Raw genomic sequence first — 24,634 nt, forward strand, 5'->3', positions numbered from 1 at the left:
TGATTCATCCTCGTGGATGCGACGCCGCTCCGGGAGCACCTGTTCTGGGGTGCTTCGGCGCGACGGCTTTCCAATCGATACGTTACACATCAGTAAACGATCGCTTGCGGGTTCCCGCCGAAGTGCCGAGACGAAGCATGGACAGCGGCCGCCAGTGTCGAGAAGGACTCGGTTCTGTCCCTAGGATCTCGATGACGGAGGACGACACATGGACGTACGTGAAACCACCCTGCAGGAACTGCTCGGCGGACCCAAGCAGTACCTGGTGCCGCTCTACCAGCGGCCCTACGCGTGGGAGGTGCGTCAGCGGAAGCGCCTGTGGAGCGACATCCTCGAACTCGCCGAGACCCGCCGGACGAACCCGAGCGCGACGCATTTCATGGGCTCACTCGTGCTCTCGACCGGAGCAATCGTGCCGACCGGCATGGAGTTCCTCGTCGTTGATGGCCAGCAGCGACTGACGACGTTGTCGATCCTGCTGTGCGCGCTCCGGGACTACCAGCGGATGCACCAGACCGACCAACCGATGCTTGCCGAGAGCATCCACGAGCAGTACATCGCGGACCGCTTCAAGCCCGGCGACGCCCGACTCAAGCTCTTGCCCACGCAGGCGGATCGCGACTCTTTCCGAGCCGTCGTCGACGGCGCAGTCGGTGCCGACTCCACGTCCGGGGTGGGCGACGCCTACTCGTTCTTCCGTCGCGAGCTCGAGCTCGCCGACGACCCGGATGATCCCCACGACATCGAACGGATCCGCGAGGCCGTCCTCGGCGGTCTGAGCTTCGTGTCCATCACTGCTCGCGACGAAGACAACGTCTACCGGATCTTCGAGTCGCTCAACAACACGGGCCTCCGACTGACGCAGGGTGACCTCGTCCGCAACTACCTGTTCATGCGACTCGGGTCCCGTGGGGAGTCGGTGTACACGTCGTGGTGGCTCCCGATGCAGCGCCGGCTCAGCGTCAACGACCTCGAGCTGATCTTCTGGCTCGACGCCGTCGCAGACGAACCGCTGCTCAAGCAGGGCGACATCTACAGCTACCAGCAGGCGCGGCTTGCCAAGATGGACGACGAGCAGATCCTCGCAGAGATCGAACGCTTCAGCCGTTTGTCCGAGCAGCTCGAGGTGATCCGGGAGCCTTCCCGCGAGCCTGACGCCGGTGTTCGCAAGCACCTGCAGCACCTGGCGGAGTGGGGATCGACGACCACCGTGCCGCTCACCCTTCGGCTCCTCGCACGGCGCGCCGCCGGCGCCAGCAGCACGGAGCAGGTCGCGGGCGCGCTCGCAGCGGTCGAGTCCTACATCGTTCGCCGGACCATCGGTGGGCGCTCGGGCCAGGGCCTCAACCGCACCATCCTGCAGGCGTGCGGCGTCCTTGATGATCGACCGGTCGACCGGGTTCTCGTCGACTACTTCTCGACCGGGCGAAAGTACTTCTCGACCGACGACCAGATCCGCGACGCGGTCCGCACCCAGCCGTTCTACCTGCGTGGTCTGCGGACCCAGCAGAAGCTGATCCTGAAGTGGGTGCAGGAGGAACTCAACGCGAAGGAACCCGTCGACGTCGAGAAGTCGACGATCGAGCACATCTTGCCGCAGACGCTGACCCCGGAATGGCGTGCAGCACTCGATGTCGACCTCGCCGACGACGAGACCGTGGACCTGGTGCACGAGCAGCTCGTGCACTCGCTCGGAAACCTGACCCTCACCGGCTACAACTCCGAGCTCAGCAACCGGCCCTTCCCCTCGAAGCAGGAAGATTTCCGGAAGAGCAGCTTCAGCGGTCTGAATCGGCTTGTCCTCGAAGCTTCGACGTGGGGACGCGCAGAGATCCTTGCTCGTGGTGAATGGTTCGCCGAACGGATCGTCGAACAGTGGGCCGGCCCGAACGAACGGATGCAGTCATCCGACACCGGGCGCGACTGGTCGCTCGTGCACCAGGCGATCATGGCCATCCCCGCCGGCCACTGGTCGTCGTACGGTGACGTCGCGGCGCTCATCGGCACGCACCCGGTTCCGCTCGGCAACCATTTGAGCACCACCAAGGTCGCGGGTGCACACCGAGTCCTTCAGGGTGGTGGGACGATCTCACCGGGGTTCCGTTGGCCGGATCCGTCAGATGATCGAGACCCACGTGACGTGCTCGAAGAAGAGGGCCTGCGATTCTGGACGAACGGCGCTGCTGACGAGGCGGCCCGTCTCTCGACCGCGGCGCTCGCCGAGCGCGTCGGCCTCGTCGCCGATGGACGCAACGGGACGGATGCGGAGTCAGACGGCACCTTCATGGGACAGCTCTCCAGCGCGAACCCTCCGACGACGTTCCACGCGGTCTCCGAGCTCTTCGTCGCGTGGAAGGAACTCGGCGGGACTGTCGAGTTCGGGTCGAACCGGGAGAGCAGCGCGTTCATGACGGCACCGCGTCGTTCCGAAGAGGGGCCGTCGCACTGGCCCTTCGCGATCTACCCGATCTCCGGGAGCATCGAGGTGGTGTTCCAGCACCTACGAGTCCGCCCGCCGTTCGATGACCTCTCACTGCGACAGGAGTTCCGTAGCCGGCTCAACGCCGTGCCAGGGATCGACCTCGCAGCCAGCAGGATCGACAAGAGGCCGTCGTTCCCGATCGACGTGCTCAACGCGACCGCTGCCCGCGAGCAGGTCATTGATGCGCTGCGGTGGTTTGTCGACCAGCTCAACCCCAACACACAGAACGCTGAAGGAGACACCGATGAGCGATGAGCTCCACGACCAAGTGCACGAGGATGAGCCACAGAACGACGAGGCACCCTCGTCGGCGCTGGTCGAGTTCGAGGACGGTCTCGCCATCTTCTTCGGCACCGATGTCCCGGATGGACTCGAGGTCGTTCCCTTCTCGTTCATCGACGAGCCAACGCTGCGCGCGGTCTCGACGGCCGTCGGAAACGCCGTCGGCCTCGGAAGCGTCGGCGCGCAGGGCGTCACCGCAGCGATGCAGGCCCAGGGACTCGTGCGACTTGCACCGCAGACTCTCGAAGCGCTCAAGACAGCGACTCCGATAGTCAAGGACGGCTGGAACCTCGGGACCCTCGCGAGCGGCGGCGGTTCGTTCACAGCGTCAGTCCGCTGGCTCCCCGCCACTGCGGCGACGACTGCCTCGGTCCTCGCCTCGATGGGGCCCGCGATCACGTTGATGGTCATCCAGTTCCAGCTGAACCAGATCGCTGCCGTTGCTCAGCACAATCTGGAACTGACCTCGAAGGTGCTGCAGGTCGTGCGCCAGGGCCAGTGGTCCGCGGTGACCGGCCACTACGAGACTCTCATCCGCGAGCTGCGGCACGCCCGACGGATCGGGGAAGTAACCGACGCGGTCTTCGCTGAGGTGCGCGGCTACCAGGGTGAACTCACTTCGCAGTGGGATGCGAACAAGCATGCAGTGAAGCGATATGCCGACGAGCTCGAGAAGAAGATCGGGCATAAGGACCGCCAGCAGTACCTCGCCGACAACGGACAGGCGATCATCGCCGATGTCCAGGCGCTGCTGCTTTCGCAGACATCCTGGTTCGTCTACCAATCCCTCCGCGCCGGCCACCTGTTGCGGAGTGCGAAGACGAACGACGCAGACGCCAAGCTGCTCGATGGATTGGTGACCGACGCCCGCGACCTGCACGAGCAGTCGCTTGCCCAGACAGACGAACTGCTGGACCAACTCGCTCGAGAGTTCGCGATCATCGCCGAACTGCCGGGCAAGCGGACGTTCAAGATCGGGGGCACCGCACGAGCGGCGAAGGAGTCGCACCTCATGGTGCGCGAGCTCCAGGACGCCCTCGGGCACATCCGAGGCCTCGAGGCGGCCCGCGACCGAGAGCCCCTTCAGCTTCCGTCCTTGCTGGTCTTCGAGGGCGACGTTCCGGAGGAGCTCACTCGGATCCTCCCCTTCCGCCTCCAGCCCGGGGAGCAGGTCCTCGCGCTTGCTGACGTCTCGTTCGACCGGATCACCCTTCCCCGATTGAGCGACGGATGGGTTGCCGTTACCGACCGACGTCTGCTCCTGACCAAGCAGGACTCGTTGCGACGGGTTGGTGCGATCGACTCCGAGTTGAGCCTCGCGAACATCCGGTACGTCCGTCGTTCGGACGCTCCGGAGCGGCCACCCGTCGTCGAGATCATCACCAAGGACGCGGACGTAACCCTCCGCTTCCCCGCGTGGGCGAAGACGGGTCCAGCGCGCCGATCCGCGGCAGGCTTCGGGGAGCTGATCGCCAGTTTCATGAACCTGCCTGCGGAGGAGATCCCGGCGGTCAGCCTGCTCGAGGCCGCCGCTTCAGATGAAGGATTGCGCTCAGTTCGAAGCTGATCCACATAGCGGCGTCGACCTGCTGACGCGAGTCAACGCGCAGATCCAGGACCACGATGCCAAGGTCGGGCCGTCGTTCCTGATGCGCGATCTCCCCGGGACCGGTCTGCAGGACGAGTGGCGGTACGAGATCCTGCCGCTCCAGGCGGAGCACCACTACGGCGAAGGCGTCGACCTAGAGGCACGCTACGCCTGGCAACGCTGCGTCACCAGGCGACGCGCGAGGCTGCGGACGGGGCCGAAGGTGCCTCCTTCGACGATTGAGCTGCGGGAAGCAGACCAGCCGGTGGTGCACCGGCTGCCGCGCGCTGTTGCCGTCGGACTCGCATCGGCCAGCATCGCGACGGTCGCGCCGACTCTTGGAGAAGACGAGTACCGCGTGAGCGATGTCCGGAAGGTCGGCGTCGTGCGGATCGCCGAGCACACGGTGTGGCTGAAGCCGAAGACGCCGGTGCGGCGGCTGTTCGCGATGCTCGGGTACGCGCGTGCCGTGAGCGCGATCTGGACGGATGACGACTTCGAGTTCGAAGAGGACGAGGACCTCGTGCCAGCGTTGGCGCACGCATTCGTGCGGCAGGCCTCGCGGACGTTGGCCGGAGGACCGCTCCGCGGGTACGTCACGCGCGAGGACGCGCTGCCGCTCGTGCGTGGTCGGTGGCGAATCGGAGACCAGCTGACGCGTCGAGGCGGGCAGCCGCTGCCGGTCGAGGTGTCGTTCGACGATTACGTCGAGGACATCGCGGAGAACCAGGTGCTGCTGTCCGCAGCGACGCGGTTGTTGCGACTGCCGGGTGTGCCTGCCGACGTGCTCGGGGCGCTGCGGCGGATCTTGCGGGTGCTCGATGGGGTGTCGGTGATCCCCGTCGGGGCGCCGGTGCCGGTCGTCCGGCCGGATCGACGGAACGCGCGGTACTCATCGGCGTTAGCTCTGGCGTCCCTCGTGTTGTCAGGGTCGTCGGTCGAGCAACGCGCCGGGGCGGTCGTCGCGTCGGGGTTCCTGGTGGACATGTGGTCGGTGTTCGAGGACTTCGTGTCGGCTGCCCTGCGTGAGGCTTTCAGGCCGTACGGGGGAGTGCTGGTGTCGCAGTACAAGTCGACGCTCGACGTAGAGGGGACGGTGAAGATCGCGCCGGACCTCGTGTGGCTCGTCGACGGGGAGGTGCGGGCGTGCATCGACGTGAAGTACAAGGTCGAGAAGCACGGGCAGTACCCGAACGCGGATTTGTACCAGATGGCGGCCTACTGCAGGCGGTTCGGGTTGGCGGAGGGGCACCTTGTGTACGCGGCGGGGGATGCCGAACCGCGTCAGGTCGTAGTCATCGACGGGCCTGACGTGCGACAGCATGCGTTCGACCTCGACCAACCAGTCGACCGCATCACTACCCGGCTGTGGTCGCTCTTCGAGCCGGAAGTAGAACTCTCCTGATCAGTAATCGGTCGGACGATCCTGGACCAGCGTGATGACGGCTCGGGAAAGGCGTTGGTCGTCGTCGGCGAGCCCCGCGAGGACTTCTTCGAGCGTCACCTCGGTCTGTACGATCCGGTCGATCCCCGCTCGCGCTCCCGCTTGCCTCGCCACGAACACCCTCGAGTAGTCGGGATCGCTCACAGGCTCCGGTGCTCGCTCGTTTTCCGTCGCGGCAGTCGGGCCGAACGCCAGGAAGATGTTCGGCTCACCGTCCCCTGTCACGAGAGTCGTACTCCACTCCCACCGCCCTTGGAAGTTTGCCGAGACGGACTGGACCACGCCGCCGGTTGCCTCGCTGACCAGCACGCGAAGCGTTGGCTCCGCGTACCGACGCAACGACTGCTTGATCAGGCCCAGCGTCTTGCGGCTGTCCTCGAACTGTCGTTGCGCGTGCTGAGCGACCTGCGCGGCGAACTCGGCCGCCACTGCTTCCCGGTTGCGCCGCCCGTAGCGAGCGGACTCGCCGGTCTCACACATCGTCTTGATGAACTCCAACTGATCGTGCACCGTCATCGCCTGCGGTCCTTCCACGAATTGGTCGACGAGCTCGTTGATGAAGACGTTCTGCCGGGGGTTCTCCTCGCGCCAACCGCGATCTGTGTCGAGGTGGGTGCGGAGATCGTCGAGCACCTCGGAGTAGGTGACCACGACGGCGTCCTCCCAACCCATGGACAAGCGTTGACGTTCCCGGCGCGCGCAGAGCATCACGACGACGCTCCGTCTTTCGTTCGCGCTGCCGTACGTGCGGTAGCTCTCGTAGTCGTGCCCATGGCCGTCCGACGTCTCGAAGTTCTCGATCATGACTGCCGTGTCGTCACCCAGCAGGACGATGTCGGCGATGTCCTTGCCAGGCTCGGCAGAGATCGTAGTGTCCACCTCCTGCAGCACGCGGAAACCTGAGAGCGGCAGCTGGTCGCCGGAGGGGCGCGCCTTGTTGACGCGGAGGAGCAGGATGCGTTGGAACAGGTCTCCGAGGTGGTGCGTCGCCTCCGCGCGCAGGAGCCATGCGAACACGTTCGACAACTGCTTCTCGTGGGTTCCGTGGTGCATCACCCGGAACACGTTGAACTGCTCGGCCAGGCTCCTCGACATCGTCGGCACGAGCCCCGTCACCAAGCGCGTCAGCGCAACTTCGTCCAGAGCCACAGCGAACTCGTCACCGCGCCAGGAGCGAAGAAGGTGCTCCTTGCCAGCTGACGATCAGCTCGTCACGCGCACGGCTGGCCGCGACGTACAGCAGTGATCGCTCGCGGAGCTCGGCGTCGGCCCCCTCCTCAGGGGCAGCATGCTGCAGGGCTAGCTTGTTCGGGACGACACCTTCCGACACGTCGAACAGGACGACCCGGGAGAACTCGAGGCCCTTGGCGCTGTGCATCGTCATCACCCGTACCTTGCCGCGTGCGGACTTCTCCGTCGCGGGCACATCGCGCGTGGTGAGCTGCTGGACGACCGTCTCGGTCGCGGTCTTGGTCCGTACGAGCACGGCGATCGACTCCGGGTCGCCCGACTTCGCTGTCCATTCCCCGAGCTGTGCCGCAAGGGCGTCGTACTGTGCCGCAGGCGTCTGATGTCCGCGGACCTGCACCTCGGGCCCGAGCCGCGCGGACCGGTATCCGTGCTCGTCTTGCGGCCCGCCCTCACCGTCCGTGAACTCGCCGCCTTCGAGGACACCGAGTGCGTACCGCAGGTTCTGCTGCGTCGTCCGGTAGTTGAGGGTGAGGCGCCGCGACCTCCCCACGATCTTGATCCCGAGACGCGACAACACGACGCGCTGCCCGTAGATCCGTTGGTGCGAGTCCTCGGCGACGAAGAGGTCGTTGCCGTGCTCCCCGACCAGAGCGCGGAGCATTGCCCAGTGGCTCGGGGTCAGGTCCTGGGCTTCATCGACGAGGACGTGATCTGCAGGCCGTTCCTCGGGGTGCGCATTGAGGTACGCAGCCGCCACGGACGAGAGCTCCGCCCACGAGAGCCGGCGATGGGCTCGTGCGTTGCGCCGGAACTGCTCGACGACGGACCACACCTGCGCGCGCTTCGTCCGGTCAAGCGCCACCCCACGGCCGGGACGTCGGGCAGCGAAGTAGTCCGCTCGTGACGTCACTCCATTGGGCAGGATGATCTGGAGGTACTCGCTCTCCATGAAGGCGGGCGACAGCAGCTCACCGGGCAGGTCGGGCTTGGCATCGAACAGGGCTTCGTCCCACCCGGTGGCGTTCGAGACCAGGGAAGCCGAACGTTCGGCGTCCCAACCGATGGCCTCGATCGACGCCCGTTCCCACCCAGTTGGCTCCGCGGCGTCCCTGACCGAGTGAGCGAGCTGGTCGATTCCGGCGGTGAGGACACCGGTCTCGCCGAGCTGCGCTGCGCGCGGGAGCTGCGGATCGAGCCGTCGTAGGTCACGGTCGAGCATCCCGGCCAGAGTTCTAGTGAAGGTGGTGAGCACCACCCGTGCCTTGTCGTCCCGAGCGAGTTCGCGGGCACGGTGGAGGAGGACCACGGTCTTGCCGGTGCCTGCGCCGCCTGTGAGGCGGAACGGCCCCTTGTACGCGCGCGTCGAGTAGGCGCGTTGTTCGGGGTGCAGGAAGACCCGCCACGCTCCGAAATCACCACCTTCGATGACACGCCGCAGTTCTTCGTCGTCCTCGACGAACGTGAACTGCATCTGCGATGCAGGGCGGGTGAGCGACACGAAGAGCTTCGAGGCCTCGGCCTCATCCGTAGTGACGCCGGGCGCCACTTCGTCGAGACGCTCGTCCGTTCCCGGGCGGGCCGCGTCTGCTTCCGGATCGCCGAGGCCGAGCGACGTCTTGATCCCCTCGATCGAGTCCCCGACCGCGAGGCCGAGCGCCGCGTTCTGCTGCCACTGGTTGGGCAGCGACTCGGCGAATGCCAGGAGCTCGTCCTCGGCACGGATCGCGAGGAGACGTTCCGCGGTTTCGGCCTCGAACCCGAGTGAGGTCGTCAAGTCGTCGATCGTGTACCCGAACTGGTCGAGGAACACCTGCGGCGACGCCGTTTGCAGCTTCGGCGCATTCCACGCGTCTTGCGGCGCCGGCGTCACGGGCGTTGGCGCAGCGATCAGTTCTGTGACCCCGTTGACCGGGTTCACCCGAAGGATCTGCGACTTGGCGATCTTGATGGCTTCGTCGTGCTCGTAGACACCTGCGCACACGTACGTGGTCGGTCCAGACGGCACTTCGATCTTGTAGAGCACAGCCCTGAGGCCCTGATCGACACGACCGGTACGAGCGCGCTGGTCCGCTGCATTCACCATCGGCTCGATGTGCAGCCCGGGCAGGGCATCGTCGGTCTGCAGTTTCGCCATGAAAGCGAACAGCTTCAACTGGACGACCTTTTCGAGCTTCTGCTGCATGTTCGCCATGACGAGCAAGGGCATGTCAGGAGTCCTTCCGGTTGCGCGGTAGTCGGAGGAGCGAGGGGTTGTCCAACGGCGACACGAGCGACCAACCGTCGCTGAGCAATTCGTCGCGGTCCGCGTCGTTCAACCCTGCGTCGAGTGCCATGAGTTCCCCCGGCCAGGCCACTGGGACCGGGAGCCCACTGGTCGTCTCGTGACCGAGGACGGGAACTGAGACGCCGAGCTCGGCGAGTCGTCCGAGGATCGATGCCTCTTCTGGCTCAGCCAGCGCGATCAACTCTTTCCACTCCGACGCGAGATCATCACGCGTCTCCTCAGGAACCAGAGTTGCATGGCCCACCGGAACGACAGCAGCGGCGCTGGCCGTTGTGATGGTCACTGGTTCCGCCAGGCGGGCACCGAGCAGATTCGACAGTCGGAGCCACCGCTGCCAAGCCTCCCGGAAGTCGGGCGCGGTCAGCGCTTCTGGGCCGTCGTCGAGCACGAGCGCTGTTTCGGGCGGCGTCGAGCCCTTCACACCGACGGGACGCCGCGCGAGCATCGCGAGATGCGCAGAGCGGAGCGTCCAGGACGTCGGACCGGCCGAGAGTGAGCCCGCGCTGTCGAGCGCAAGCACGATGGCCTGCTCCACGATCGAGCCGGACTCGGCGACCATCCGGCCGCGCGGTATCGCGAGGATCGGGAGCGCATCTGCAAGACGCTCCGTTCGCGCAGCGGCTTCTTCAGGGTTCTGGATCCAACCCATCAACATCGTGACGGGGTTCTCCTCGAGCATTCCCACGTCTGCCGGGGTGAGCTGGAACGGCCCGGCGAACTTCAACGAGGAGCTGGGGTCGAAGACGTTCAGATCGGGCTCCGCTTCGCCGTCCCGCAGGCGGCGCAGGTCGTCCCATGTCAGCGCAACGACGCGGTAGCCGAGATCGCGCAGACCCTGGCGCTTCATCGCATCGTCCGCGAGTCGAAGATTCGCCGGTGATGCATGGTAGGCAAACCCGTCGGTGTAGATCGCGACCGGTGGAACATGAGCTCCCGATGCCTCGAGCACGAAGTCCGGTCGAGTGCCTCCAACGAGCTGTTGCGGTCGCAACGACCACGTGCGGTGCTGCCCAGGGAGAGTGACTTGGATCGTCGAACCCCACTCACCCGGGATCTCCTTGAGGCTCGCACCGAGGGCGGTCACGCGCTCTTTGAAGACCTTGCGGAACCATTGCTCGAGATGCGATTCCGGGTCCTGGACGCCCGGATCGATCTCCGTCGTCGACCAGCCCGACGCGGAACCATCCCGGAACTGTAGGAGCACCTGGAGGTTGTGCAGCGCGCTCGTTCGCGACACGCTGCCCACGTCCCCACCAGGAGCGAAGGGCAGCAGGCATTTGTCGCATGCTGCTCGGACGGGGTCAGTGGCGCAGTCACAGCGCTCGAGTGCGGCGAGGGCCCGCTCGAAGACCTCGCGGATGCGCGACGGGTCCGCGAGGTCGGCGAGGTAGCCGGTCCCACCGGGGACGGTGTCGTGGATCAGCAGCGCGAGATTGTTGACGTCCTCGCCCGGAACGGGTTCGGCCATGGTGCTGAGCTGGAGGTGGTCGGGGTCACCACCGATCACCTCGCGCAGACCGAGCTGGATCGCGGCGGACAGGCTCGGCATGGACAACGCGTCACCGACGGTCATCGACGGCGGGATGCGCAGCACGATCGCCTGCGTCGTGAGGGTCCGCGTGAGCGCGATCGTGTCGGTGTGCTCGGACCGGTCCTTCCGATAGCGGCACCAGACGCGATGTTCCCACGTGTAGTTCGTGTCACCTTCGCGGTCGAGCTTCCCGCAGCCCTTGCACAAACGGAACAGTGGCGAAGCGTGCTCGGCGCCGGCGATGAACCGCGTCGCCCCGAGGCCTGCCCGACCGAGGTTCACCCAGCGCAAGGTCATCGCACGCGCGAACTTGCAGCCGAACCCGACCTCGTCGACGTACCACTGCGCCGAGATGGTCGCCTCGTCCAGGTCGGCAGCGAGCTGGACTGTGAAGCGAACCCGCTCGCGGTCCTCGCTGGAGTCGCTGATGCTCGACTCGTCGCGGCGGACCTCCGCCGAGACGTGCTCGATCTCGACGACCCGCAGCCGCTGGTCGACGTCTGCGATGGCGGTGCTCGAACACCGCGGACACGTCGCGACCGCACCTTCGTCCAGGTCTCGGGCGAAACCGCAGTCTGGGCAGAAGGCCATGGTCCGGACGCGTTCGCCGTCGGTCCCGAGGTCGACGGCATCGATGGTCACGTCGAGCCCCTGCGCGTAGAAGTGTGCGCCGGGGGCGAATTCGCTGATCGCCCGGCTGCGTCCTCGCTCGTAGCTCCGCTGCTCTTCCGCGAACTCACCGGACTCCGGGTCGACCCAGGTGAGTCCGACGTCCAGCTGGACCCGGTCGTCGAGCAGCGTGTAGTTCGGGAGCACTCCGTACCGTTCGAGGGCCGCGACCCAGAACTCCGTCCGTCGCTGGCCGGCCTGCTTCTTCGTCAAGCGCAGCGAGGCCCGAGCCGCGTTGTGGGCCGACACGTCCTCGCTCTCCTTCGTCAGCTCTGCCATGCGCTTGAGCTCCGGTAACGACTCCTCGATGGCCTTCGTCCGGACCCGGAGCCGCTCGAGCTCCTGGTTCCAGTGCAGGCTCGCGTCGAGCAACGACCGAGCGAGCTGGCTCGACCGAGCCTCTGAACCGACGGGCCGGGCCCAGTCGGACAGCCCACTGACCACTTCCTCGTTCAGCGAGTCGAAGGCGCCGGTGAAGCGTGCCAGATGCTGGTCCACGTGCTGCTCGGCACTCGTGATGACCAGGTCGAGGAACGAGCCCGGTTCGGAGTCGTTCAAGACCTTCGGCGCGTACTGGATCTCTGGCAACGCTCCGTCCGCGGCGAGCTGGTCAATGACGAAGGCGGTGTACTGACGCTGCAGGATCTCGACCGCGTTCAGGTAGGTCGCAGGAGGCCGTACGACTCCGTTGATGACCGACGACGGATCGCCGATCTTCGGGAGCTGGTCACCGCGTCCGAGGACGAACGCGAGGATGAGAGCGTTTCCCGTCAGCCGGCCGGCGCGACCGACCCGTTGCAGGTACGACGACACGGTGCGGGGGAGCCCCGCGAGGAACACGGTCGAGAGGTCACCGATGTCGATGCCCATCTCGAGGGTCGGTGTCGCGACGAGCACGTTCGGGGCGTCCGGCTTCGCCTCGCTGTTCTTGAACTGGGTTTCGTAGTCGAGCCGGAGCTTGTCCGCGAGCAGACTCGTGTGCTCACGAGCGACGACCCGGCGCATCTGCCCGTTGTCGTACTGGTCCCGGTAGAAGTTCTCCGGCTTCGCGTCCTTGCGCAGGAGCGTTCCCGGGCACCGCGCCGTGGTGCACGGGCCACCAGCGAGCTGATCGGCGGTGATGTGAGCGGACGGCGTCTCGGTCTCGCACGTGTCGCACACGAGTGTCTGGCCGACTCCGGCTCCGGAGACCGGTCCGATGATGATGCTGCTCGGCGCCAGCCCGTAGGCACGGGTGTCACCGCCTGCGATCGGTCTCGACGTCACGATCCCTTCGCGGTCGAGCGTCTCGAAGAGCCGTCGAGCGAGCTTCTCACCCGCGGACGGGACGACGCCGAGGCAGCGAGCGGTCCATCGTGCGTACCAGCTCTGCGAGGAGGTGACCGTGTCGAGCGCTGATTCGCGTGCACCAGTCGTCTTCTTGCCCACCCGGGCGAAAGCCGGCGCTTCGCGTCCGCGAGGGAACGCAGGCATCCCCTCTTGGCGCGGACGGCCGCTCCAGACCCAATGGCGGTTGCCGTCGTTCTCGACGTACTTGTTCAGCCACGGATGGTCGATCGCGCCGCGTTCACGCAACCGTTCCAATGTGCCGCGCACCCATCGAACGACGGAAGCGGCGTCGATCAGTCCGTCACGGGCATCGTCGAGTGACCAGTCGACCTCGAGACCTTCGACGGCAACGCGACCAACAGCCTCCAGTCGGGTGGCTGGCCCCGCTTCGACGTGCGCCGCCAGGCTGCCGGTCTCTTCGAGAGTCCGCCCGACCCGCGACTCGAGACCGAACTCGAGTGCGAGGTCGAACGCGAGCCGTCGCTGGACGCGCTTCTTGACGACTGCCGACGCTGCCTTCTCCGTGTCCCAGAACGCACGGAAGCCCTCGCGCTCAGCGAGGTCTGGCGGGAGGAGCCGGTACCGCTCGCTCGGCGTCCGGGCGGATGTCATCATCGCCGCCGGGATGTCATCGAGCGTCGTCTCCTCTGCGACGGACTGTCGCACGGCATTGCGCAAGTTGAAGACGCGCGCCCGACTCTGGATGAAGCCGGCTCGGTGCGCGGCGTCCTGCACGCTGTCGGTGAAGACCAGCGCCTTCTTCTCGCCGTCGTCGAGGTGCCGATCGCCGAAGAGGGTCGTGACGACGGTCGACAACTGCGTGGCGATCGCCGATCCAAGGAACCGGACGCCGTTCGTCTTGCCGCAGTTCGGGCAGACGTCGTCGCGTGACTCCTCGTCCGCGTCGTTGCCCGTCAGGGTGAGGACCGGCACGGCGACGCCCTCGTCGTCCGCGCTCGGGCGCTCGCTGGTGATCTGCCGGTCGACGATGCGGAACCACCATGGGCCGGTGGTCAGACCGTCGTCGTCACTCGCCCCAGCGAGGGCCAGTTCTCCTTCGCGGGGGGCATGGATGAGTGCGCGGAACCGGCTCTTCGACTGCTTGGTGGCGTGGTTCCGGCGGATGTTCGCGTCGGTCTGCGCCAAGTCCCAGCCGGTCGGTGCCAGCTCGACGCCCCAGCCACTCCGACCACAGTGCCGGCAGTAGAGGGCAGGGAAGGCGGGGGCGACCAGGGCGGCGGTGTCTCCAGCCCCCACATCGGTGCGCAGCTCCCCATCGTCGGCCCAGCGGAACTCCGGCAGCGACTGTGCCGCCCGGTCGACGCGTGTGAGCGCGCGGACCCAGAGATGGAGATCGACCGACACGGACCTGCGTCCGAACTCCTTACGGAGGTGGCTGAGCGCGGCGAGCACCATCACGATCGTGGTTCGGCGAGCGTCGTCACGGTCTGCGGGCCGCTCGCCGGCGACGAGTTCGTCGGGGAACAGCGTCCGCGCGAGCTCTGCGAGGGAGGTCGCCTGCTCACTCGCGCTCACGAGCGTGCGGACGAAGGGATGAGCCAGCATGAGCGCGAACTCGAGCTCGAGTCGGTCTGCGTCGTCGGTCGCCGAAGCAAGCGCGGCTTCGTAGCGCTCCTGACCTTCCTCAGCCTCCATCGCGACGTAGAACAGCTCGAGCACCGCGGCCGTGATCTCCTCCGGGCTGCGGCGTTGCCCACCGAGTCGCTCCTGGAGCTGCGCGGCGCGAGCGTCGATCACCGGAACCGGTGCCAGGTGTAGCTTCTCGATCGACTCGATGGACTCACGAGCCCACTCGTCCACCGACAGTCGCGTTTCGGTGACGACGCTCGACTCGTCGAACCCTCCACCGAACACCGTGTTCGCGAACGCGACCATCGCGCTCGGGTCGCTGCCGTCACCGAGCGTCGCTGACGTCGCGATCGGCGTCACGACGCCGAGCGGGCGCTGACGCGCCGCAGCGTCGAAGTCATCGTCGGCCCAGCGCCCCTTCAGTGCGAGGCCGAGCCGCCGCAGCAGCATGGCCACGTCCGTCCCCTGCGCACCGTCGTAGGTGTGGAACTCGTCAAGGACCAGGTACTGGAGGCTCGTGGCGCTCTGGTCCCACAGGGTCGCGTCCGATGGACGCAGCAGCAGCTGGTCGAGCATCTTGTAGTTGGTGAGCAGGATGTCAGGCGCTTGCTCACGCATCGCGGGACGCGAGGTGATGAGGCCGTCCGGTGTAACGGTCGATCGCTGCGGGCCCTCTTCACCGACGTAGAGCGCTGCACGAATTCCGCCGAGCGCCGGGTCGGTCGTGATCAGGTCGGTAATGCGTCGCGCCTGGTCGTTCGCCAGCGCGTTCATCGGGTAGAGGATGAGCGCCTTGATCCCCTCGACGCCCTGGCGCTTCGCGCGGAGGACGTGGTCGAGGATCGGGTAGAGGAACGCCTCGGTCTTGCCCGAACCGGTCCCGGTCGTGACCAGCGTCGGCTGCGGGCCGTCGTGCTCGGGCGTCCGCAAGCTGGAGAGCCGGGCGATTGCTTCTGCCTGGTGCCCGTAGGGCGGAAACGCGGGAGTCCACTCGAGCGCCGTTTCCCAGCCGGGATCTGCTGCGCGGAACGGCAGACGTAGCCGGACGTACGGCCCACGGAAGATCCCGTCCTCAGGGGTCTGCAGGAACTGCTCCAGCGTCGCCTGCGCCTCGGGCTCCGAGAGCGCGAACGTGGTCGTCAGGAAGTCGACGAGGCCCTTGGTGATCTCGCCAGCCTGCACGGAGGGGAGCAGCTCGCTCATTCTTCGTCCTTCAAGAGCTGTTCGAAGTGGGCGTACGCGTGGCGCATGTCAGCCTCGCGGTCGAGTGTCCGGAACGGCAGCTCGTACGTGTAGGTGTTGCCCGACGCGTTCGTCGCAGTGCGCTCGTCCTCACTGATCGCGTCCTGCTTCTGACGCCACACCTTGAGCACCTCGTTCGGCACCAGCCGTCCGTTCGCGTCGTAGAAGTACACGTTGCGGTCGTAGCCGTACAGCACGGGGAACTGGGTTCGATAGACCGTGCACAGTTCGTCGGCACTCAGGCCAAGCGCCAGCGCGACAAGCGCGTCGATCTCAACGAGAGCTTGACGCCGGTCGGACGCTCGGCGAAGCGGCACGTCGGCATCCCAGGAGGCTGATTCGATGCTGAGTGGCGGGCGTCCTTCGTAAGGAATTCCTCCTGCCCACTCTCCGAGCCTCGTGCCGGAAGCGAAGGCGCTCGGAACCCAGAATTCGGCGAAGTCCTCGGTGAGGGCAGCAAGCCGCGCTGCCCTCAAGCGTAGGCCGGGGTTCCCTCGAAAAGATTGCGCTGGCACCGGGAGCCTGTTCGTGACTGACATGTAAATGTTGCTCTTCGGTGCGGCTCGCACGCTTAGGTCGGCGATCATTGAGCTCATACCGGCCGCAATCCGCAACAGGTCTTCTACTTTCGCAGCGGGGCTTCCGGCGCTGAATATAACATTCACGTGCCCGTAGCTGCGAGGAAGAACGGTCGGTATCAACGTGCGTTCCCCCGTGTTTGCTGCCATGGCGCGCCAGCTCACTCGAGGGTAGTCGATCGGCCTTCCTTGCCCCCAGTTCGTGTAACTGTTTCTGTAAGCGTCGAATCCGGCTTCTGGGGTGTATGAGGTAACTGGTCGAGCGTCCCTTGCGAGTTGCTCCAGATCTAGCTGTACCCAATCCTTATTGTTCCGCATTGATTCATTGGGTGCTTTATAGAACGGATTCAATGTGAAGATATTCGGTCCCTGAAGGACAACATCGCGCGGTGTGCGTGCCTCGCCCCAGTCGAAGGCGATGACCTTGTCTTCGCGGGCCTGTGTTTCGGTGAGGCCCGGGGAGAAGAGGAGATGTTCATCACTTGCTGTCCGCGGCGAACGGGCGACTTTGCCGAGAACGGCCGCGATGGAGCGATTGACGGTGTAAATCATGCGCGACTGGATGATCGGAGTGGAGTCGTTCTCCAAAACTGCATGCCATGTCGCGAGTTCATCAAGATTTACGCGGACGAGACGGGAGCGATGCGGTCGGAGGTCCCACTTGCCGTCACGGTTCTTCAAACCTGGTTCTTCCCCTTCACCGTTGTGGCGGAGCGATCCGAGCACGGTCTGAGGGTGGTAAAGGTTGGTCGCTTGCGAGAAGCCGACTTCGCCGGGACTCGAGTAGACGTGCGTGCCATAAGTGACGTGATTGTCGATATCGAACAACTTCAGCTCGTTGACAAATTGCCAATGGCGTCGAAGTTGCGCATACGTGGCGGCACGGAGTGCGCCGGCCTTCTCATCCGTGAAATGTGTTTCAGGGTGGATGAGCCCAATCATTCCTGATCCGCTCCTGTGGCTCCATGTCTGTGCCATGAAGCAGCGGTAAAGGTCCGGTTGAAGCCCTGACAGCACGGGGAAGTTCACGGGCGAACCGACGAAGCTCGACAGGGCCGCGATTTCGGACGTGCCATCCACCAGCAGGTCCCGGATGCCAGGGAACTCGAGCGTCTGCGACCGCCTCGAGGCAACGATCGACTGCGTCGGCTTAACCGCGAGCTGCCACCACGGGTCACCCTCGGCGAGGAGCGCATTGACGTCCGAGCGGGGTCGCACCCACGGCGGATTCCCAACCTGCAGATCGAAGCCACCGCGCTCGAACACACTCGCGAAGTCGAGTTCCCAGTGAAAGAAGCCCTGCTGCTCGGCGATCCGCTGCGAGGCCGCAAGCCACGGGTGGTCCCGGAGAACGTCATCGACGTGGCGTGCGCTCGCGAAATCGAGGTCGTCGCGCTCCTCGTCGTTGAGTGCGTCCCATCCGGACCGAGACGAGCCGAGCGTGACCTGGCCATGGGCGACTGCCTTAGGCTTCGAGACAGTCTGTTCCCCGAGGATCTCGCGAAGGGTCGCAATCCACTCGTCGAGGCTCGGTGGCGTTGCGCCGTCGGTGAGCGCGTTCGTAAGCGGCCAGAACCACATCGCGCACCACGCGTCCATCACCCGACGGAGTCGCTGGTACGCGCCGTCCGGGTCGTTCAGGGTCCGCTCGATCTCCTCACGAGAAACGACGGGCTTCCGCACAGAGTCCGGTCGATCGCGGCCCCATAGCGGAATCTCGCGTCGAATCTCCTGTTCGGCGATGGTCAGTCGGCGACGCGCGAGGTCCCAGAGGGTCTCGACGCGGTAGGCGAGCGCAACGAGCTGGTCGATCTGCTTTGTCGTCGGCTTCGCCAGGATGCCGCGCCGCCACGTCTTCAACGCCGCGAGCGCTTCCGGTGCGAGTTCCTTTGCTTCCTTCGCGTCGACCGCGCTACCCCAGCCCTCAGCGGGGAGGAGGAAGTGGTGCACAGCGCCTGCCATCGACGCGCAGAGCTGACCCTCGCCGAGTTCCGTCTCGTTGAGGAGCGGGACGTCCCGCGGCACCTGCTTGAGCCACGCCTTGCTCGAGATCGATGAGCGGTCGTAGACGGCGCGGCGGGAACCGATCAACGAGTTGCCACGGCGGAGGTGCAGGCCGAACCACGGAGCGTCGAGTCCCTCCGACATGGTGTCGAGCCACAGCGTGATCTCGGCGAACTCGACGGCGGTCGCATTGAGGTCGACGCCGTAGACCTGGTGGAGCGCGATCGCAGCCTTGATCTTCTGCAGCTGGCGCGGCCGGTCGTCCGGATCGACGCGCTCGCCGAGCTCCTCCTCTCGGCGCTTCAAGTACTGCTCAGCAAGCTGGCGGACGGCCTCGATCGCGAACGCGCCTGAGCCGAGCGCCGGTTCGCAGACCGTCAGCGAGAGGATGTCCTCCGCGCTCGTCCGCTGACCGTCCTGGTCGAGCAACTCCTCAAGCGCCTGCGACACCGTGAATTGCGTCAGCACCTCGGGCGTGTAGAACGATGCCGATTGCTGGCGCTCACGGCCGGCGAGCCGGTAGACGAACGAGCCCGCGGGATGACGCACCCGTTTCGGCTGGCCCGTGATCGGATCTTCCCGTGTCACGAAGTGGTGCGACTCGATGCCGTTCTCACGCCCGACGGGGACGACCCACGAGCCCTTCGACGGGTCGCCGTTCGGCGCCACCTCGAACAGGTCTTCATCGGCGAAGAAGCCCGTGTAGGACATCAGGCCCTCGTAGACCGCGCCGAGCTGGTTGATTCCGAGGTCGGCGTAGCTGATGTAGCCCCGGTCCCTGCCCTTGGTCTCCTTGCTGAGGAGCAGTCGGCGCAGCACCTGCTGCAGGTTGCGGTCGCTGAGACCGACTTCGCCGATCAGGGCTATCGCCTCTGGCTTGAACAGGTCTGCTCGCAGGCTTTCGAACTTGAGGCCCGGCTCGGCTCCGTCGTCATCCCTCGCCTCGGTTGTGTGGCCGCGGTCCACCAGGCGGAACAGCACGTCGAGTGATTGGTACAGGTGCGTGGCACGCTCGCCCTGCGGGCTCTCGATCACGACGAGCGCGAGTTCACGGAGACGATCGAGGCTGTAGCCGTTCTCGTACTCCGGCGCGTTCACCGGCAGGACGCCGAGCTGTGGCGAAGCCTCGGCGTAGAGGAGGAACAGGATCCGGTAGAGGAACCGCAGCGACTGCTTCGCCAGCGGCTGTGCTTGGTCCTTCGGCAGGGGCTCGAGTCCTTGCTCGAGTCGACGCTGCACCACGTCGTTCGCAATGATCTCGATCGACTCGCGGACGCCCTCACGGAGGTCCTCGGAGACGCCGACCGTGTGCTTGACCGCGTCGTCGAGCGTTGAGGTCCACCAGACATCGCCATCACCGTCGGGTGCGAGCGATGCGGCTTCCACGCAGGTCAGGACGCGGTCGATCTCGCCGCCGCGCTTGATGTCGTTGCGCTCGCACACGAGCTGCAGGTCGAGTGCGAGGTGGCGGCCCTCGTACCACCGGTCGCGTTCGGCGACCAGGAGCCACCGGCCGGCGAAGACGAGCGCGAACTTCGCGCTGCCCTCGAACACGACGGACAGTGCGCGGACGACCGAGGTCAGCGGCTTCGGGTCGTCGTCGTCCGGCGTCCACGGGGCCAACAGCGTGTCGCCGTCCTTGGCGAGCACGTCCTCCAGTTGCGCGACTGGCTTGGCATCGATGAGGGCCAGCGGCGCAGCGTCTTCGAGCCCGTGGATGGCCACGTGTCGGACCGGACCTGCTTCGTCGAGGTGGAAGACGCCCTGGACGTATCCAAGGACGGACCGCAGGTGCGTCGACAGGGCGTGGAGAGCCTCCTGGCCGTCAGCAGCGTCATCGGCGCCCTCCGGGTTGACGGTGGCGAGGAGGTCCATCAGCTCGGCGCGCTTCGCCGTGAAGCGAGAGCGCGTCGATGCACCGCCCTCTGCGTCCTCGGCGTCCCAGGCCGCCCGACGCTCGAGCACCCGGCTCTGGAAGGACTGCGACTTCGCGTCGGTGGTGAGGTAGTGCTCGCTGATCCAGTCTTCGCCGACGACGATCGCTTCCGAGGTTAGGTTTCCCACGCGTCAGTGCTCGCTTCCAGGGTGTTCTTCGGGGGCTGTGGGGCTGTCCGCGGGGACGACGACCAGCAGGGGGCGCACGAAGTGTTGGTTCGGCGTCATGCGGTCCACGAGTTTCGATTCGTCGTCGACACGGTCGCGGTGTTCGCGCAGCCCGCGCAGTTGTGTCTGTTCGGCGGCTGAGCCCTGCCAGTCGTCGATCCGCGCGGCCCACTGGTGCACGCGACGGCGGATGTCGTCTGCCGTTGCCTCCATCTGCTGGACCGCCTGGCTGCGAGCGGCCTCGACTGCCGTGGGGATCAACCGCTGTAGCGGTGCGGCGTCGACCGCACCCGGGTTCGTCTTCACTTCGGACGTGAACCCGACGTGGGCCAGCGCCGCGCGCGCATCGGCGTGCGGCTGGGTGAAGTGGAACGAGTGCTGCTCGACGTCGGGGAAGTCGACGGTGAGGAACGACCCTGCGACGACCTGACCGGCGCGGTTCGTCAGGGTGGCGTGGACCACCACGACCGGATGATCGACGGCACCGCGGACGGCGTAGACCCGGTTGCGGCCGAGTCGGGAGAGCGCGCTGTCCGCCGCCCAGTCGAGGACTGGGTGCAGCGGGCCGAGGAAGTGCGCGTGCGGCCAGGTCGAGGGGCTCGACTTGTCGTTGATCGCGTTGACGACCTCGGCCTTGCCCTGGATCGATGTGGTCGCCAGGAGCAGTCGCTCCGTGACGCGCCGGTCGCGGAGGTACGACTGCGGCAGGACTTCGAGCCGCTGTCGGAGATCGGCCGTGGGTTCGATCTGCGCGATGGCGTTGGTGCGAGACCAGGCGACGCCGCCGTGGTCGACGTCGGCAGTCGGCGTGGTGAAGCGTTCGGCCAACGCTGTGTCGAGGAACGAAACGAGGTCCGGGAACAGGCCGGTACCGATGTCTACGTTGTCGTGTTGCTCTCCGCCACCCGTGGTGACCACCGGCGCGCTCCCGGGCGCACCTGCGGAGTCCTTGTTGCTTTCGCTCGCCTGCTCCGCTGCAAGCTCGGCCATGAGCCTCGTGATCTCGTCGCCGTCCTCGAGGGTCGCTTCCACCGACGGCACAGCGTCATCGAAGGTGCGCTTGCGGAGCAGCACGTCGCGGATCGCCGACTCTTCAGCGGCGGCGCTGTACTCGCCCATCAGCGATGCGACGTCGCCGAGTGCCGTGTGTGCCTCGGTCTCGCGTTCGAGCAGGTTCCTGAGCACGCGGATGTCGCCCGAGAACTCGTCGTCGTCAACGTCGAGCAGCAGGGTCGTGATGCGCGGGGAGTGCTTCTGGCCGTACCGGTCGATGCGGCCGTTGCGCTGCTCGATGCGGATGAGGCTCCACGGGATGTCGAAGTGCACGAGTTCGTGGCACTGCGAGTGGAGGTTCACCCCCTCACTCGCGACGTCGCCGGTGATCAGGACGCGGATGGGGGAGGCGGACTGCTTGAAGCTGTCGACGAGCTCCTGCTGCTCCTGGTCCGTCAGACCACCGTGCATCACACGGATCTGCTTGTCCGACAGCTTGAGGTCCTTCGCGAGCTTCTGCCGGAGCCAGTGCAGGGTGGCCACGCGCTCCGAGAACACCACGAGGCGTTCCTCGGACTTCGGTCCAACGCCGATGCTCTTCGCGTGCTGCAGGAGTGCGTCGTACTTGCCCGAGCTCGAGCTGAGCGCAGTGACGATCAGCTGCTCCAGCCGCTCCAACGCGTCGATCTCTTGCTGCACGTCTGCGTCAGCATCGCCCTTCCGGAGTCGCTTGAGACGCTCGCGCACCGACTCGTCGAGCGCACTCGGTGACGACAGGAAGGCCTTGGCAAGCGTCCACGGGAAGAGCGAAGCGTTCTCCCCGGAGTACGGGGAGTGCCCGCCCTTCGGGTGGAGCCAGGTCGTGGAGAGCTCGGCAGCGATAACAGCCTCAGCCGCTGACGGGGCCACCAGGACGTTGTTCGGCTCCTGCCGTTCCGCCCAGGCGGCGCCGACCTCCATCGCGACTGCGGGACTGTTCCGGTGCCGGCGGATGATGAGCCGTTTGACCTCGTCCTCAATGAGGTCGCCCTCGGGCGTCACCGCTGTCGGGTCGAGCAAGCGCACGAGTCGTGCGAAGGAGTCCTTCTTGCCGTTGTGCGGCGTCGCGGACGCCAGGATGAGTGCGTCGGTCTGCGGTGCGAGACGAACCGCGAGTTCGCCGTTCAACGTCGTGTTGTTCATGACGTTGTGCGCCTCGTCGATGACGACCGCGTCCCATCGCTGCTTCTCGAGGTGACTGCGGTACTGACTCTGCTTCAGAGTGTCCACCGAGATGATGGCGCGCTTGTACATGCTGAAGGGATTGCGTGTCGCGGGGAGCTTCTGGCGCACGCGTTGGATCCCGAGGGAGTCGAGGCGGACGAAGGGGAGTGCGAACTTCGTCCACATCTCCTGTTGCATCTGCTCGAGCACGTGCTTCGGCGTCACGATGAGGATCCGCTCGCCGCGGCCGCGACGAACGAGCTCGGAGAGGATCATGCCGATCTCGATCGTCTTGCCGAGTCCGACTGCGTCAGCGATGAGCAGACGAGGTCGGAGATTGTCTCGGTCGAGGGCCTTGCGGACCGCTGCGCGCTGGTAGTCGAGCGGGTCGGCGAGCATCTGCGTCGAGACCGTCAGAGCATCCTCGTGGAGTGGCACCGGGGTCTTCCGGAGGGTGGCCTCGAGCCAGAGCTTCGCGCGGCGGTACCCCGACGAGTCATCAGCTTGGACCTTCGCCTGAGCGGGGTCGAGCGGCTCGATGGCGTCGAGGTCGCTGTAGAAGGTCGCGGTGGTGTCCCGGACGAGCTCGGACAGTCCCTGCGCGGTGACGAGGAGGCCGGAGCCCGTCGGCGCAGTCGACAGCACGAGCCACTCGGCGTCGCGGACGAGCACCACGCTGCCCGGGGCGATATTCGGCCACGCTCGGCTGGCAGTTGTCGAATCGACGTCGATCAACGACACGCGTTCTTCCCTCTCGCCCCTGTGTAGCCAGCTTGGTTGGCTGCACCATCTCTCACCCTAAGGGCCGTGGACTCGAACACCGCCCACGCCGGGGCTCACCGTCCAGTTGATGGGCTGGCCAGATGTCTCCGGCCAGGGCGACACCCTGCAGCTCTAGTCGCAGTCCGCGTTTGGGTGAGGTGTCTCGTCGGCCGAAACCCGCCTTTGTCATCGCCGAGCTTCGTCCGCGTCCCATTGCCGCATCCTCCGATGTCCGGTAATGAACGAGCCGAAACGATGACCGGTCGGAGGCACATTGCCGGGCAAAGCACGAAAGCTGGGCTCTAGTTCGTTCGCACGAAGATTGTTGCGTCTGCAAACGAAAGCACCCCGCCGTTGAAGTCGTTCGGAACCTCGAACGCGATGCGGCCGCTGGACGACTGGCCCTTGCCGAGCGTCACACTCGGGATGTCCTCCACACCGGACAGGTACGACTCCTCGTAGACCTTGCCCTGCTTGTCCGTGAGGTTGACGTCCCAGGTCTCGACGCCGGTGTGCACGCCTGCCTGGAGCGCCTCCACGTGTACAACGACCGTCACGTACTTCATGCCGGTGTCCGGAGCGTTCCAGGAGTCAGTTGCCGGCTGACTCCCGGTATACCCGTCGAACCAGATCCGATACTCCGGGTCGTCGTCGCCAGGTCGACCCCAGGAATCCATCCCGAACTTCGTTCCGGCCTTCGCGGGGTTTGTGACCGAGATGCCGGCAGAGCTGGTCGCCTTTAGGGTGACCGTGCTGCCGGCTTCGGCCGGCGTGCCCGCGGTCGGACTCTGCCTCGAGACCTCGTCTTCGCTGCCCGCGCCCGGTGACGCGACTTCGAAGCCCGCTTTCTCGAGCTCTGCGCGAGCTTCGTCGATTGTCTTGCCGGTGACGCTTGGGACAGTCCTGTCACCAGAGCTGCCATCTGGCTCAGCAACGATTTGTTCAGAGGCGTCCACGGGTTCGTCGCTGCTGCTGATGTTGATCATTCCGATCGCGATCGCGATGACGAGGCCTGCGGAACCCATGATCGTTCCCGCGATTCCTCGACCGGTTCGGTGCCGCAGCGAAATGAGGCCGAACGTCAGCGCCAGCGCCCCGAGAAGAACCGCCAACGCTGCCGCCGAGGCGAAGGCGAAGAGGAGCGTGAGGATGCCGAGCACCAGGGCCGCCGTTGCAAAGCCGTTGCCGCGGGGCTGAGGAGGCGGGCCCTGCATGAACGGCGGTTGGCCGTCCTGCGGAAATGGCGGTCGTCCGTTTGGAGGGAACGGCGACCCGGGAGAGAACGGCGGCTGATTGCTCTGCTGGTACAGCGGAGGTCCGTTGGTCGTATATGGCTGCTGCCCGTTCGGCGGCATGGGC

9 protein-coding genes are annotated in these 24,634 nt (G+C 66.1%); 3 read left to right on the plus strand and 6 right to left on the minus strand.

The window, feature by feature from the left end:
- Positions 1–208: 208 nt before the first annotated feature.
- From DEJ29_RS06795 to DEJ29_RS06805, 3 genes are read left to right on the plus strand one after another with little or no spacing between them, the layout of a single operon-like run.
- The gene (locus DEJ29_RS06795; protein ID WP_111095087.1) at positions 209–2,737 is read left to right on the plus strand and encodes a GmrSD restriction endonuclease domain-containing protein; all 2,529 of its coding nucleotides are present in this window, start codon (positions 209–211) and stop codon (positions 2,735–2,737) included.
- Positions 2,727–4,331: a hypothetical protein gene (locus DEJ29_RS06800; RefSeq protein ID WP_111095086.1), complete on the plus strand. Its 1,605-nt coding sequence runs from the start codon at positions 2,727–2,729 to the stop codon at positions 4,329–4,331. The genes DEJ29_RS06795 and DEJ29_RS06800 overlap by 11 nt, the downstream gene beginning before the upstream one ends.
- Positions 4,303–5,757 carry an McrC family protein gene (locus DEJ29_RS06805; protein WP_111095085.1) on the plus strand — a complete coding sequence of 485 codons (1,455 nt, stop codon included), beginning with the start codon at positions 4,303–4,305 and terminating at the stop codon, positions 5,755–5,757. The genes DEJ29_RS06800 and DEJ29_RS06805 overlap by 29 nt, the downstream gene beginning before the upstream one ends.
- On the opposite strand, the gene DEJ29_RS06810 is transcribed toward DEJ29_RS06805, so the two are convergent.
- The 6 genes from DEJ29_RS06810 to DEJ29_RS06835 all read right to left on the minus strand — a co-directional run bounded on the left by DEJ29_RS06810 (position 5,758) and on the right by DEJ29_RS06835 (position 24,435).
- A complete protein-coding gene (locus tag DEJ29_RS06810; RefSeq protein ID WP_258375950.1) occupies positions 5,758–6,945 on the minus strand; it encodes a PDDEXK-like family protein in 1,188 nt (395 codons plus the stop codon).
- Between the two features lie 10 nt (positions 6,946–6,955).
- On the minus strand, positions 6,956–9,193 hold the full coding sequence (locus DEJ29_RS06815; protein ID WP_111095084.1) for a 3'-5' exonuclease: 2,238 nt from the start codon (positions 9,191–9,193) through the stop codon (positions 6,956–6,958).
- A 1-nt stretch (position 9,194) separates the two neighbouring features.
- Entirely contained in the window at positions 9,195–15,593 is a 6,399-nt protein-coding gene (locus DEJ29_RS06820; RefSeq protein WP_111095083.1) for a DEAD/DEAH box helicase, read from the minus strand.
- Complete coding sequence (locus tag DEJ29_RS06825) at positions 15,590–20,278, minus strand: Eco57I restriction-modification methylase domain-containing protein (protein ID WP_111095082.1); 4,689 nt, start codon at positions 20,276–20,278, stop codon at positions 15,590–15,592. Before DEJ29_RS06825 ends, DEJ29_RS06820 begins: the two co-directional genes overlap by 4 nt.
- Before the next feature lie 3 nt (positions 20,279–20,281).
- A complete protein-coding gene (locus DEJ29_RS06830) occupies positions 20,282–23,254 on the minus strand; it encodes an SNF2-related protein (protein ID WP_258375949.1) in 2,973 nt (990 codons plus the stop codon).
- Positions 23,255–23,577: 323 nt separating this feature from the next.
- Positions 23,578–24,435 carry a PASTA domain-containing protein gene (locus DEJ29_RS06835; protein WP_181438201.1) on the minus strand — a complete coding sequence of 286 codons (858 nt, stop codon included), beginning with the start codon at positions 24,433–24,435 and terminating at the stop codon, positions 23,578–23,580.
- Between the last annotated feature and the right edge of the window lie 199 nt (positions 24,436–24,634).

Source organism: Curtobacterium sp. MCPF17_021 (genome assembly GCF_003234605.2).
In the GTDB taxonomy this organism is placed as follows: Bacteria; Actinomycetota; Actinomycetes; order Actinomycetales; family Microbacteriaceae; genus Curtobacterium; species Curtobacterium flaccumfaciens.